This is a genomic window from Falsiroseomonas oleicola, from assembly GCF_019029495.1.
Classification (GTDB): Bacteria; Pseudomonadota; Alphaproteobacteria; order Acetobacterales; family Acetobacteraceae; genus Falsiroseomonas; species Falsiroseomonas oleicola.
This window is the reverse complement of sequence record NZ_JAERQM010000004.1, coordinates 36819-50043: the sequence shown is the minus strand read 5'-3', so window position 1 is coordinate 50043 and position 13225 is coordinate 36819. Positions and strand designations below refer to the sequence as shown.

Genomic DNA, 13225 nt, shown 5'->3' with positions numbered 1-13225 from the left:
GCCGATGTACCGGATCGACATCCTGGTGCAGGGCTTCCCGGGAAAATCCGTCTGCCATGGCGGGTTGGGCTGGAGCACCATCGCCCTGCTGCGGTCGGAGACGCATACGATCCTGATCGACGTCGGCGCCTTCGGGGTGCGCAAGCACCTTGCGAAGCAGCTGGCCGATCACGGCGTGGCGCCGGAGGACGTCACCGACGTCGTGCTGACCCATGCGCATTACGACCACTCCGTGAACTTCACCCTGTTCCCGAAGGCGCGGCTGTGGATCGGCGCGGTCGAACTGGACTGGGCCGTGGCCCAGCCGCCGGGCTTCGACCCGCTGCCGGAGCTTTATGTGGAGGCGCTGGCGCGCGACCCGCGCCTGCGCCGTGTCGCGGCGGGCGAGGAATTCCTGCCGGGCCTGACGGCGCATCTGGCGCCCGGGCACACGCCCGGCTGCCTGGTCTTCCACCTGACCAGAAATCCGCTGCCGGTGATCTTCACCGGCGATGCGGCGAAGAACCGGGCGGAGCTGATCTCCGGCAAGACGGACATGACCTATGACGAGGCGGTCAGCGAAGCCTCCATCGCCATGATCTGGGAGCTGTGGCGCCGCGTACCCGGCACGCTGCTGATCCCGGGCCATGACCTCAGCCTGCGGCTGGATGAGGCGGGGCACCCGCAATTCGTGGGCGAGCGGCGCGCCGGCATTACCGCCTGGTTCGCCGAGGATCTGGAGCATCCGACCCAGTTCAAACTGATCTGTGAGGCGGTATGACCGAAACCACGATTCCGGAAGCCGAGCTTCTGGCGCTCGCGACGCAGGCCCTCACGCAAGGCGGGATGCGGCAGGACGACGCCGCCCTGACCGCGCGGGTGCTGGTGCTGGCCGATTTGTTTGGCGTGCGCACGCATGGCATCAGCCGGGTGCCGCAATATCTCGACCGCGTGCAGGTCGGTGGCATCGATGCCCGGGCGGAGATCCAGGTGGCGCGCATGGCGCCTGGCCTGTCCATGGTCGATGGCCGCAACGGCATCGGCCCGCTGATCGGCATGCGTGCGCTCGAGGCGGCGATGACCAGCGCGCGGGAGGTTGGCATCGGGGCCGCCTTCGCCCGCGGCAGCAACCATTTCGGGCCGATCCTGCCCTATGCGTATCTGGCCGCCGAGCAGGGCTTCGCCAGCATCATCGCCAGCAACGCCACCACCACCATCGCCCCCTGGGGCGGCAAGGATACGCGGGTTGGCAACAATCCGATGGGGATCGGCGTGCCGAATCCCGGCGGCGATCCGATCATCCTGGACATTGCGCTGAGCGTCGCGGCCCGCGCCAAGATCCGCAAGCTGCTGCAGCAGGGCGAGGCGATGCCGGAGGGCTGGGCCACCGATGCGGATGGCAACCCCACCACCGATCCGAAGAAGGGGCTGGAAGGCTTCCTGCTGCCGGTCGGCGGGCACAAGGGCTATGGCCTGGCGGTGATGGTGGACCTATTGGCCGGCCTGCTGTCCGGCGCTGCCTACCTGACCCATGTGCAGGCCTGGGACAAGAATCCGGGGGCGGCGCAGAACCTCGGCCATGTCTTCATCCTGATCGACACCAGCAAGCTCGCCGCGCCCGAACTGCTGCGGGAGCGTATGGCGGATTTCGCCGGCATCCTGCGCAGCACACCGGCCGCCCATCCGGCCGCACCGGTCATGGCGCCGGGCGATCGGGAGATGGCCTCCCTGCACCGCCAGCGGCGGGAGGGCGTGGTGGTCGCGACCGCGGAGCTGGAGCAGGTCCGGCAAAGGGCCGCAGCCTGAGGATCAACCCGGCCAGATCAGGCCTCGGGTGGGCAAGCGGCGCGGTGTGAGCGTGACCAACCTCGCGCAGCTTGCTCATGCTCCGCGGCGATGGAGACCCGGAGGGCCGGATCCGGGTGGCGAAGGTGCCGAGCACCCTGCCCCACCCCCGATATCGGCGCCTTCAACATGCTGGTCGCCGCCGGCATCGCGCCGGCCAGCGTCACCGTGCATGGCTCGACCGTGGCGACCGATGCGATCCTGGCGGCCCATGATCAGCGCCGGGCGCGGCGGCCCGCTTTGCGCTTTGCTGGTGCCTTGGACTGCTTAACCCTGGCCTTTGAAGGCTTGGCCGTGGCCCTGGGCTGTTTTATCGACGGGGTGGCGACGATGGGCTCGGCGGCGGGTATCCCCTCCCTCCCGACGTAGCGCTGGAGCGTCGCCTCGGCGGCGAGGTGCGGGTAGGCCTCGGGGCCTTTCGGCCAGGTCTTGGCGAAGGCGGCGACTTCGGCGTGGTCGTGCCGGCGGATCGTCTGCACGAGGAACGACGCCGCCTGAACGGGCCGCAACCGCTGCTCGCGCAGCAGGCGAAGATGCCATTCACGCGCCCGCAGTGAGCACCAGTCCACCAGGGCCTCCTGAAGAGCGCGACGCACCTCGACGGGCAGCTCGTCATAGGCTTGATAGGGATCGCCCTTCAGCTTGCTGAACGGCCTGGTGGCGATGCTGTTGTCCATCGCCGGCTTCTACCCAAGGGTGGGCATTCAGGAAGCCGTCGTGACAGGTGCCTGGTGCTCGGCGTCCATGCCCAGACGAGACCGGTCTCGGGGACCCTCAGAGGGATGGCGTCCAGCCAGGGGTATGGCTGCCCCGACGCTTCCCGGAACCGGTGGCCGGATATCCGGGTGAGATCCGAGCCCTGGTCCAGCATGGGCCGTTTCGGCTCAGGCTCCGGGACGGCAGGGCCAATCCATTGACCTGGTTTGATTTTCATCAAGGGTCGCGCGAATAATGACTCTCGGGCCAGGCCCGGCGGCAGCGCCATCAAGCATCGAAAGAGGAGAACCGATATGAAGCCCGACACGCAGGCGCGGATCGCCCGGCTGCTTCCCGACCTGGTCGTCCTGCGGCGCGACATCCATGCCCATCCCGAACTCGGCATGGAGGAGACGCGGACCGCCGCCCTGGTGGCGGAGCGCCTGCGGGCGATGGGCCTGGAGACGACGGAGGGCGTTGGCCGTTTCGGCGTCGTCGGCACGTTGCGCGGGCGGCGCCCCGGCCAGGGTGCCATCGGCCTGCGCGCCGACATGGATGCACTGGCACTGAGCGAGCAGACCGGCCTGCCCTATGCCTCCACCGCGCCGGGCCGCATGCATGCCTGCGGCCATGACGGGCACACGACCATGCTGCTGGGCGCGGCGCAGATGCTCGCCGAGGATCCCGACTTCGCCGGCACGGTCCACTTCCTGTTCCAACCGGCGGAGGAAGGCCGCGGCGGCGCGAAGGCCATGCTCGACGACCAGCTCTTCGAGCGCTTCCCCTGCGACGCCGTCTACGGGATGCACAACATGCCGGGCCTGCCGCTGGGGCAGTTCGCGCTCCGCGAGGGGCCGTTGATGGCCGGTTCCGGACGCTGGATCACCACCTTCCGCGGCAAGGGCGGGCATGGCGGCAATTCGCCGCATCTGGCGAATGACCTGGCGCTGGTGCAGGCCGTCTTCATCCAGATGCTGCAGGGCATCGTCAGCCGTAACGTGCCGGCGCTGGAGAGCGTGGTGGTCAGCGTCGGGCACATCGCCGGCGGCGCGCGGGAGGCGCTGAACGTCATGCCGGCGGAGCTCGTCGTCGGCGGGACCATGCGTGCCTTCAACCCGGCCATGCAGGAACTGGTCGAACGCCGCATCCGCGAGCTCGCCGAACTGGCGGCGGCCAGCCAGGGCGCGACGGTGGAGGTGACGCTCTGGTGGAACGCCATTCCGCTGGTCAACCACGCGCGCGAGACGGAGGTGATGGCCGCGGCGGCACGGGCCGTGGCGGGCGAGGACGGCGTCGATACCGCGACGCGCCCCGTCACGGGTGGCGAGGATTTCGCCTTCATGCTGAAGGCGAAGCCAGGTGCCTTCGTGTTTCTCGGCACCGGCGCCGGTGCCGATGGGACGGTTCACGCCCTGCACTCGGCGCTCTACGACTTCAACGATGCCGCGCTGCCCCACGGCGTGGCCTTCTGGGTCAGCCTGGTGCGGCAGGAGCTGGGCGCGACAGGCTGAGCGCCCTTCCCGGGGCGGCAACCCCTCGCCGAACGGCACTTCGGCAGCGGCACGGTTTCGCCGCCCTGCCCGTTCATGCGACAAGGGCGGCAATAACATTGCCAGGGAACGAAACGCCGTGACCGAGAACGCCTTCCGCCGCCGCAGCCTGCTTGCCGCCGCGGCCCTGCCGCTCGCTGCCCCCGCTTTGGCGCAGGAGGGTTTTCCCTCCCGTCCACTGCGCCTGATCGTCGGCTACACGCCGGGCGGCGCGACCGACATCTCGGCCCGTGCCATCGCCCCCAAGATGGGCGAGGTGCTGGGCCAGCCCGTGATCGTCGAGAACCGCCCCGGCGCGGGCAGCAATATCGCGACCGAGCTGGTGGCCCGCAGCCCCGCGGACGGTCACACGCTGCTGCTCGCGACGCTCGGTGCCCTCGTGGTCAGCCCGATGGTGATCCGCCTGCCATTCGACCCCGAGCGCGACCTGGTGCCTGTCTCGGTGGCGGTCGACCTGTTCAACATCCTGGTGCTGCCGACCGACCGGCCCTGGCGCAGCGTCGCCGAGCTGGTTGCCGCGGCGAAGGCGGCGCCTGGGCAGCTCTCCTACGGCACCAGCGGCATTGCCGGCGGGCCGCATCTCGCGGGTCTGCTGTTCGACCGCACCGCGGGGATCGAGACCACCGCGGTGCACTACCGCGGCGGCGGGCTCGTGGTGACCGATCTGCTGGGCGGCCGGGTCGACTTCTCCTTCGCCACCGCGGCGTCCGTGCTGCCGCAGGTGCGCGACGGAAAGCTGCGCGCCCTGGCCATTCCCCATCTCGAACGCTCGCGCCTGATGCCGGACATTCCGACCGTCGCGGAATCCGGCCTGCCAGGCTTCGACGTGCCGTCCTGGTATGCGGTGCTGGCGCCGCGCGGCACGCCGGACGCCGCTGTCGCGCGCCTGAATGCCGCGATGCGCGTGGCGCTGAGCGACCCGGACACGACCGCGGTGCTCAACCGCAACGGGCTCGAGCCGCGCTGGACGACGCCGGCACAGATGACCGAGGCGCTTGCCGTCGAACGCAGGAAGTGGACGCCGATCATCCAGCAGAGTGGCATCCGCGTCGAATAGGGGCGCGCTGCGCATGGGTCTGCCTATCGCGCGGCGAGTGCCGACACCTGCCGCAGACCCTTCATCAGCCTTCGTGGCCCGTCAGCGAAACCGCTCGGGCCGGTAGGGGTCTGGTGGCAGGAAGGGCACCTCGCTTGTCATCATGTCTGCCAGCAGCCGGCCGGTTGTCGGTCCCAGCGTCAGGCCCTGATGCGCATGGCCGAAGGCGCACCAGGCGCCGCCCTGGCCCGGCAGCCGGCCGATGACCGGCAGCATGTCCGGCATGCAGGGCCGCACGCCCATCCACGGTGCCGCATCGACACGCCCGGCCAGCGGCAGAAGCTCTCTCGCCACAGGCTCCGCGCGGGCGAGTTGCACGGGTGTCGGGGGTGCCTCGGTGGGTGCGAACTCCGCGCCGGTGGTCAGGCGGATGCCGGCCCGCATGGGCGCCAGCAGGAAGCCGCTCTGCGTGTCGAGGATCGGCCTGTTCAGCGTGGCGTTGCCCCGCAGCCCGTAATGCATGTGATAGCCGCGCTTGCCGAAAAGCGGCGGTGCGTAGCCAAGGCGCCGGGTCAAGGTGACCGCGGCGGCGCCCAGGGCGATCACGACCTCCGCGGCCTCGACCACACCCTGCTGCGTCGTGACGCGCCAGCCGCTGCCGCTGCGTTCCAGCGTCGTGGCGTCGCCCAGCGCCACCGCGCCGCCGGCCTGCGTGAACAGCGCCGCATAGGCCAGGGTCAAGGCCTGGGGGTCGCTGACGGATAGCGGGTCCGTCCAGTGGATCGCACCCTCCCGCCGGACCAGGAGATGCGGCTCGGCTTCCGCCAGCGCCCGGCCGTCCAGCACCGCGAAGTTAACCCCATGCTGGCGCCGCGCCTGGTCCGCCTGGGCGATCGCCTCCTCCATCTGTGCCGCCTGGCTGTAGAGGCGCATCCAGCCGATGGGTCGCAACAGCGCCATCGCCTCGGTGCCCTGCGCAAGCGCCAGATGCTCATCCAGGCAGGTGGCGATCAGACGGGCATGCGCCGCGGCGGCATGGGCGTAGCGATCCGGTGCCGATTGCCACCAGTAGCGCAGCAGCGGGGAGGCGAAGCCCGGCAGCGCCGCCGGGTGGTAGGCGACATCGACGGAGCGGTTCCGGGCAACCCGCAGGATCTCCGACATGCGTCGCGGGAAGGGATGCGGGAACACCGCCTCGCGCTGGATCAGGCCGCCATTGCCGAAGGACGCGCCTTCGCCCGGGCCCTGGCGGTCGACGAGCACCACGTCCCGCCCGCGCCGCTGGAGGTGCAGCGCCACCGAGACACCGACCATCCCGGCACCCAGCACAAGCACCGATCCCCGCATCCGCGTTACCCGTTCCGTTGCGTGCCGCAGCACCCGCGCCAGACCACCGCCGCCGGTCGTCCTGCTGTGCAACTTCGCCGCTTCAACCGCCTGGGGCAACAGTCCTATCGGCGAAAGCAGGCCTGGCAGGCAGGCCGGGGTCGTCGCACTGCCCCTCCCGGGTGAGGCTATCCGGGGCGGCGGCCAGGATGCGGTCGGGCAGATCGGGGGCGGCCACCGCCCGCGAAAGCGCCAGCGCGCCGACCATGGTGGACAGCACCGCCAGCGCCCGGTCCTTCGCCGGGCGCTCACCCTCCGCCGGCAATGGCGACATCACTCCAGCTTCGCGCCGGAAATGCGGATCACCTCGGCCCATTTCGTGGCCTCCCGCCGGATATGCGCGGCGAACTCCTCGGGCGAGTTGCCGATGAGGCGGCCGCCCTGCAGCAGCAGGGGTTGGCGCGTCGCGGGGTCCTGCAAGGCGTCCCGCACCGCGCGGTGCAGCACGGCGATACGGTCCGCCGGCATGCCCGATGGGCCGATCAGCCCATAATAGCTCTCCGATTCCACGCCGCTGACGCCCGCCTCCGCCATGGTCGGGACATCGGGCAGGGCGGGGGAGCGTTCGGCGGCGGTGACCGCCAATGCCCTGATGCTGCCGGACCGCACATGGGGCAGCATCACCGGCACGTCGCCGAACATCATCTGCACCTGGCCGGCAACAAGATCGGTCACCGCCGGCGCCGCGCCGCGATAGGGCACATGCAGCAGCTCGATTCCCCCCGCACGGGCGCGAAACAGCTCCGCCGCCAGATGCAGCGAATTGCCGCTGCCGGAGGAGGCGAAGGCGAGCGCCCCAGGCCGGCGTCGCGCCAGCGCCACCAGTTCCGCCACGCTGTTGGCCGGCACCGCGGGATGCACCGCCAGCACCTGCGGCACGGAGATGGCGAGCGAGATGGGCTGGATGTCGCGTTCGACCTGGTAGGGCATCTGCGGCATCAGGTTCGGCAGCACGGAAAGCGCGCCGCTGCTGCCGATGCCCAGCACCGTCCCATCCGGACGCGCCCGCGCCACCGCCTCCACCCCGATCACACCGCCAGCGCCGGCACGATTCTCGACGACGAAATTCTGGCCGAGCTGCGTGGCCAGGGCACGCGCGAGCAGCCGGCCGACGATGTCCGCCGGGCCGCCCGCGGGAAATGGCACGATGATGCGCACCGTCTGGTCGGAACCGCCCGGCTGCGACCATGCGCGCGGTGCGGCGAGCAGCGCCGCGAGTCCGGCCGTGGATGCGGTGAAACTCCGCCGTTTCAGCATGTTGTTTCCTCCCTTTGCATTCAGCGCGGCGCGTCGCCGTGCAGATCGAGTGACCAGGCGTCGGGCACCAGCCGGTATCCGTCGCCCTCGCGTGCCAGATGCGCCATCGCGGGAAAATGCAGATGCATCCCGGCGAAGGCCTGACGATCGGCTGCCAGGCGGTCGAACAGCCGGCGGCGCGTCTGCTGCGCCTGCGCGGGATCCACATCGACCATCATGGTGACCTCGGGCCGCGGCACCTGCAGCTCCTGCACATGCACGATGTCGCCCCAGATGAGCAGCGACTCACCGCCCGAGGCCAGCATGAATCCGCTATGGCCCGGCGTGTGGCCGGGCAGCGGCACGGCCGTGACACCGGGAAAGACCTCGCCGCCGGTGAAAAGCTGCGTCCGGTCACGATAGGGCGCGAGATGCGCGCGGGCGTCGCCGAAGAACATCTGGCGACGCGCCGGATCCGCCACGCGCATCATCGCGACATCGTCGTGCCAATAGGCATGTTCATCGGCATGCAGATGCAGCACGGCCCTGGGAAACAGCGCCCTGCCCTGCCTGTCCGACAAGCCGCCGACATGGTCGGGGTGCAGATGCGTCATCAGCACCGTGTCCACCTGGGCCGGCGCCACGCCGGCGGCGGCGAGGTTCGTGGCCAGGAAACCCACCGTGGGCTTCGCCGGCCCGCAGCCGGTATCGACCAGCGCGATGCGATCGCCGTTGCGGATCAGGAAGCCATTCACCGCGGTGCGCCGTGGCACCGGGCGGAAGGCGGCGCGCAGCATCGCCGCAGCCTCCTCCGCCGGAATCCCCAGCACGGTGCTCATCGCCACGTCCTGGTGCCCGTCATGCAGGGCGGTGACGCTGATATCGCCGACGCGGCGATGGTACACGCCTGCCACCTGTCGCATCGCCTCGCCGGTCATGGCCGCCGTCCCCGTTATGGCGTCGGCAGGCCGAGGCGCTGGCGCGCCTCCTGCGGCGTCGCGATGCCGATGTCGAACTCCTCCAGGATGCGGCGGATCTTATGCACCTGCTCGGCATTCGACTTGAAGAGCCGGCCCGGGCGTTCCGTGACGTTGTCCTCCTGCCCGATGCGCACATTGGTGCCCATCAGCGCGCCATAGGCCGCCGCCCGCATGTTGTCGGGGCCGGTGCCATGCGTGAAGATCACCGTCTCCTCCCCGAACAGCCGTTCCGTCGTGCGCTTCATGTGCAGCAGATGGTCGATGTCGGAGGGGATGCCGCCGAGGATGCCGGTGAGGAACTGCACGATGATCGGCCGCGGCAGCTTCTTTGTCTTCAGATGGTGTTCGAGGATATAGAGGTGCCCGACATCGTAGCACTCGAACTCCATCAGGAATCCCTGCTCCAGGAAGATGTCGATCAGGCGGTCGATCTTGGCGAAGGTGTTCTGGGTGACGATGTGGTGCGAGGCGGGGCCGTAGAATTCCCGTTCCCATTCATGCTGGAATTCCGTGGTGCCCTGGTCCTGCGCCTTCTTGAAGCGGCCGTAATTCATCGAGCCCACGATCACCGTGGCGATCTCCGGCCGCATCACCATGGCGGCGGAGGCGCGATCCTCCGCGGTGTTGCCCATCGAGCAGGACATGTTGATCACCGCGTCGCATTGCGCGCGGACCTGCGGGATGAAGCTCTGCCAGATGGCGGGGTCGTTGGTCGGGCGGCCGTCCTTCGGATCGCGCGCATGGAAATGCAGGATGGCGGCGCCGGCCTGCGCGGCCTCGACGGATTGGGTGATCATGTCCTCCGCCTTCACCGGCAGATGCGGCGACATGGAGGGGGTGAGCGTCGCGCCGGTGACGGCGCAGGTGATGATGACGTTCTTCTTCGGCTTGGCCACGTCGTGTTCCTTCTGAAGTCGGGCTCAGTGTTCGTCGCGATAGGCGGTGGCACGCATCGCGGGACGTTCGGAAAACCGGGCATGCCAGGCCGCCAGGGCGGGCCGCCCGTCGCGCCATGCCAGCGTGGCGTGGCGGAAATCGAGATGCGCCAGGGCGCAGCCGATGGCGATGCTGCCCGCGGTCACCGCCTCCAGCCCCGCCACCTCAGGCTCCAGCCGATCCAGCGCGGCGGCGATCTTGAGGCCATGGGCGGCGGCATGGGGCGCGGAGGCGAGCGGGCCACGCAGATTCTCGCCGAGCCGCCGGACGGAATTCTCCATGATGCCGTCGCCCAGCGCCTGCAGACGCAGCACCGCGAAGCGCGGCCCGACCTCCTCCGGCAGCAGGCGATGCGGGCCGTGATGGCGGTCCAGCCATTCGACGATGACGGCGGAATCGAAGAGCGCCGTGCCATCCGCCAAAAGCAGGGTCGGAATCTGGCTGAGCGGGTTATGCGCCATCACCTGCGCCTGGCAGGCGGTGGCGGAGACGACGACGCGGTCGAGCGCGATGCGTTCCGCGACGCCCAGCTCATGCGCCGCGACCATCACCTTCCGCGCGAAGGGGGAGCGGGAGGACCAGAACAGCCTCATCATGTTTCGCGGACCATCAATCCAGCCTCACCCCGGCGCGTTCGATGACCTGCCGCCACTTGGCGCGTCCTTCCTCGATCGCCGCCGCCAGCGCTTCCGGCGTGCCGCCCGCGGGAATGGTTCCCATGGCGCGGAAGCGCTCGCGGATGCGCGGCAGGCGCAGCACCTCGTTGAACACCGCGTTCAGCCGCGCCAGCACCGCCGGCGGCAGGCCGGCCGGCCCGGCGAGATAGAGCAGGGAGGAGGATTCGAAGCCGGGCAGCGTCTCCGCGATCGCCGGCACCTCCGGCATGTCCGCGGAGCGTTGCAGGGTGGAGATGCCGAGCACCCGGAGCTGGCCTTCCAGCACCGGCGGCATCATCAGCGTGGTGCCATCATTCGCCACCTGCACGCGGCCGGCGACCAGGTCGATCAGCCCCTGGGCGGAACTGCGATAGGGCACATGTTCCATGCGCAGCCCGGCCTGGCTCATGAACAGCTCCATGCCCAGATGGCTGGTGGAGCCGGGGCCGGTGCTGGCGAAGCTCAGCCGGTCCGGATTGGCCTTCGCATAGGCGATCAGCCCCGCGACGTCCCGCACCGGCAGCGAAGGATGCACCACCAGCACATTCGGGGCCTGCGCCAGCTGCACGATCAGGCTGAAGCCGTGGACCGGGTCGTAGGGCAGGCGGGAGAACAGGAAGGGGTTGGTCATCTGCACGCCCGGCGTGCCGATCAGGATGCTGTGGCCATCCGGCGCCGACTGCGCCACATGCGCCGCGCCGACGACGCCGGCCTGGCCCGGCCGGTTCTCGATCACGATGGGCTGGCCCAAGCGTGGCGCGGCCTCCTCGGCCAGCAGCCGGGCCATCACATCGGCGCCGCCACCGGCCCCGAAGGGCACCACCCAGCGGATCGGGCGGTTCGGGTAGGCGGCGGGCTGCGCCTGGGCGCCCATGGCCGCGCAACCCGCCAGGGCCGCGCCGGCCAGCAGCGATCGTCGCATCATCATCGGATCACCGTGTCGCCTGGGGTGCGGCCTCGGCGATCCAGCGGCGCCAGAGCAGCGACTGCGTGCGGATTTCCTCGGCCGATGCCACGCCGCCCAGATTGCCGCGGGTGCTGTAGGCCTGCCGCGCGGCCCGGGCGACTTCCGGCGAGGCCACCGCCTGGTCGATGGCGGCTTCCCAGGTCGCCCGGATTTCCGGCGGCAGGTTGCGCGGGCCGGCATACATGAAGAAGTTGCGCAGCGAGATGTCCACGCCCTGTTCGCGCAGCGTGCGGACATCCGGCGCATAGCCGTGGCGCTCGTCGGTGATCGCGCCGATCGAGCGGATGTCGCCCGACAGAACGGCCGGCACATGCACGCCGCCCGAGATCGTCACATCGGCATGGCCACCGAGCACGAGTTGCAGCGATTCCGCCGAACCCCTTGTCTGCACGGAGACGATCTCGATGCCGAACTGCCGCGCCATGCGACCGGCCACCAGTTCCTGCAGGCGCCCCGTCGCGCTCAGCGTGATGAAGCCGCGCGAACGCGCGGTGGCGACCATGCTGGCGATATCGGTGATCGGGCTCGCCCGGCCGGCGACCAGCGCATATTCGATGGAGCCGATGGTGCCGAGATAGTCGAAGTCATCCGGCATGTAGCGCGGATGGTCGGAGATATAGGGGTCGAGCCCGAAGACGGAGGTGGAGAACAGGCCGATGGTCATGCCGTCCGGCCGGATGTTGCGGATCTCCGTCGCGGCGATGGTGCCGCCGGCGCCGCCCTTGTTCTCTGTGATGACGGTCCAGCCGCGCTGGTTCTCGATCACCTTGGCGACGGCACGGCCGATGACGTCCGTGGTGCCACCGGCGCCGAAGCCGATGATGATGCGGACCGACCGCCGCGGGTCCCAGTTCGCCTGTGCGGCGGCCGGCAGGCTGTGCAGCGCAGCCAGCAGCACCGCGAACACCAATGTGGTGCGCGCCCAATTCCTCATGGTCCGTCCCCCTTGCGCCGCCCGGTCTTCGTGCCGGGCGTCCGGCGGCGCTCGCCACCGATTATGGATAACGTCGTTACCCTAATCTGTCGCGGAGGCCGGGGTCAACGGCTCATCAAGGCGCTCAGACGATCAGGCCATGCGGCATCAGGCTCTGGCTGGGGGCGAAGGATTCGGCCTCGGGCAGCGGCCAGGCATCGCCGAGCCGTGCCGCGCAGTCGCGGACCAGCCCGCCGAAGCGGTTGAAATCCTCCGGCGTGGCGCGGGAGATGGGGGCGGTGATGCTGACGAAGCCGACGCAGCGGCGGGCCTTGGCCTCCGCGGCGTCGGCGGCGGTCCAGATGGGCGTGGCGATGGCGGCGATCCCGGCCTCATTCTCCTGATTGCTCAAAGCGAGGCCGGAGCGGCGGATTTCCGCCAGTTGTGCCAGCAGTGCCTCCAGCGTCGTCACCGTATAGGGCGTCAGCGCCTCAAGCCGCCCATCGACGATCCGCGCCACCTGGTCATCCGGCAGGGTGGAGAGCCAGGCCTTGCCGGTGGCCGTGGCATGGGGCGCCATGGGCGTGACGGGATCGACCTGCAGCCGCTGGCGGCGGCCGACCGCGGCCATCACCCAGCGCGGCTCGCCCTGGTCGAGGACGGAGAACAGCACCAGCTCGCCGCAGTCATCCGCCAGTTGCCGCAGCACCGGCTGGCATTGGCCCAGCAGGCGGTTGCGCGACAGCACGCGCAGGCCGAGGTTACTGACCTTGAAGCCGACGAAGTAGAATTTACTCTCAACGTGGCGGTATAGGTAGTTTTCTTCCTCCAGTGTCATCAGGATGCGCAGGGCGATGTTCTTGTTCACATCGAGGCGCCGCGCGATGTCGGACAGGGACATGCCGGCGTCGGAATCCGCCAGCATCTCGATCACCGCCAGCGTCCGGCGCACCGTGACGAGGCTCAGGCCCAGCTCCCCCGATTCCTCCGCTTTCTTGGCCATGCCCACTCCGTTCAGGATCCCACCCACGCCATATAACGCGGC

At 69.8% G+C, this 13225-nt stretch carries 14 protein-coding genes; 4 read left to right on the top strand and 10 right to left on the bottom strand.

Features of this window, described 5'->3' with window-relative positions:
• Positions 1–4: 4 nt before the first annotated feature.
• Both JJQ90_RS14025 and JJQ90_RS14020 read left to right on the top strand, forming a co-directional pair.
• Positions 5–760, top strand: a complete 756-nt coding sequence (locus JJQ90_RS14025) for an MBL fold metallo-hydrolase (protein WP_216876433.1) — start codon at positions 5–7, stop codon at positions 758–760.
• The gene (locus tag JJQ90_RS14020; protein ID WP_216876431.1) at positions 757–1785 is read left to right on the top strand and encodes an Ldh family oxidoreductase; all 1029 of its coding nucleotides are present in this window, start codon (positions 757–759) and stop codon (positions 1783–1785) included. Before JJQ90_RS14025 ends, JJQ90_RS14020 begins: the two co-directional genes overlap by 4 nt.
• Positions 1786–2039: 254 nt before the next feature.
• Here JJQ90_RS14020 and JJQ90_RS14015 read toward each other — a convergent pair whose 3' ends face one another.
• Positions 2040–2501 (bottom strand): DUF6525 family protein, encoded by a 462-nt coding sequence (locus tag JJQ90_RS14015; protein WP_216876429.1) that lies wholly within the window; start codon positions 2499–2501, stop codon positions 2040–2042.
• 333 nt (positions 2502–2834) lie between these two features.
• On the opposite strand from JJQ90_RS14015, the gene JJQ90_RS14010 reads away from it, so the two are divergent.
• Entirely contained in the window at positions 2835–4031 is a 1197-nt protein-coding gene (locus JJQ90_RS14010; RefSeq protein WP_216876427.1) for a M20 aminoacylase family protein, read from the top strand.
• Positions 4032–4149: 118 nt separating this feature from the next.
• A complete protein-coding gene (locus JJQ90_RS14005) occupies positions 4150–5127 on the top strand; it encodes a Bug family tripartite tricarboxylate transporter substrate binding protein (protein ID WP_216876425.1) in 978 nt (325 codons plus the stop codon).
• A gap of 81 nt (positions 5128–5208) precedes the next feature.
• On the opposite strand, the gene JJQ90_RS14000 is transcribed toward JJQ90_RS14005, so the two are convergent.
• The 9 genes from JJQ90_RS14000 to JJQ90_RS13960 form a co-directional block, all read right to left on the bottom strand.
• Positions 5209–6453 carry an NAD(P)/FAD-dependent oxidoreductase gene (locus JJQ90_RS14000; RefSeq protein ID WP_216876423.1) on the bottom strand — a complete coding sequence of 415 codons (1245 nt, stop codon included), beginning with the start codon at positions 6451–6453 and terminating at the stop codon, positions 5209–5211.
• Between the two features lie 82 nt (positions 6454–6535).
• Positions 6536–6766, bottom strand: coding sequence for a hypothetical protein (locus tag JJQ90_RS13995; protein ID WP_216876421.1), 231 nt, complete (start codon positions 6764–6766; stop codon positions 6536–6538).
• Entirely contained in the window at positions 6766–7749 is a 984-nt protein-coding gene (locus tag JJQ90_RS13990) for a tripartite tricarboxylate transporter substrate binding protein (protein ID WP_216876419.1), read from the bottom strand. The genes JJQ90_RS13995 and JJQ90_RS13990 overlap by 1 nt, the downstream gene beginning before the upstream one ends.
• Before the next feature lie 20 nt (positions 7750–7769).
• Positions 7770–8666, bottom strand: a complete 897-nt coding sequence (locus JJQ90_RS13985) for an MBL fold metallo-hydrolase (RefSeq protein WP_216876417.1) — start codon at positions 8664–8666, stop codon at positions 7770–7772.
• 14 nt (positions 8667–8680) lie between these two features.
• On the bottom strand, positions 8681–9604 hold the full coding sequence (locus JJQ90_RS13980; RefSeq protein WP_216876415.1) for a BKACE family enzyme: 924 nt from the start codon (positions 9602–9604) through the stop codon (positions 8681–8683).
• Between the two features lie 24 nt (positions 9605–9628).
• Positions 9629–10240: a glutathione S-transferase family protein gene (locus tag JJQ90_RS13975; RefSeq protein WP_216876413.1), complete on the bottom strand. Its 612-nt coding sequence runs from the start codon at positions 10238–10240 to the stop codon at positions 9629–9631.
• A 13-nt stretch (positions 10241–10253) separates the two neighbouring features.
• Positions 10254–11225, bottom strand: a complete 972-nt coding sequence (locus tag JJQ90_RS13970) for a Bug family tripartite tricarboxylate transporter substrate binding protein (RefSeq protein ID WP_216876411.1) — start codon at positions 11223–11225, stop codon at positions 10254–10256.
• 7 nt (positions 11226–11232) lie between these two features.
• Entirely contained in the window at positions 11233–12201 is a 969-nt protein-coding gene (locus JJQ90_RS13965; protein ID WP_216876409.1) for a Bug family tripartite tricarboxylate transporter substrate binding protein, read from the bottom strand.
• 124 nt (positions 12202–12325) lie between these two features.
• Complete coding sequence (locus JJQ90_RS13960; RefSeq protein WP_216876407.1) at positions 12326–13183, bottom strand: IclR family transcriptional regulator; 858 nt, start codon at positions 13181–13183, stop codon at positions 12326–12328.
• Between the last annotated feature and the right edge of the window lie 42 nt (positions 13184–13225).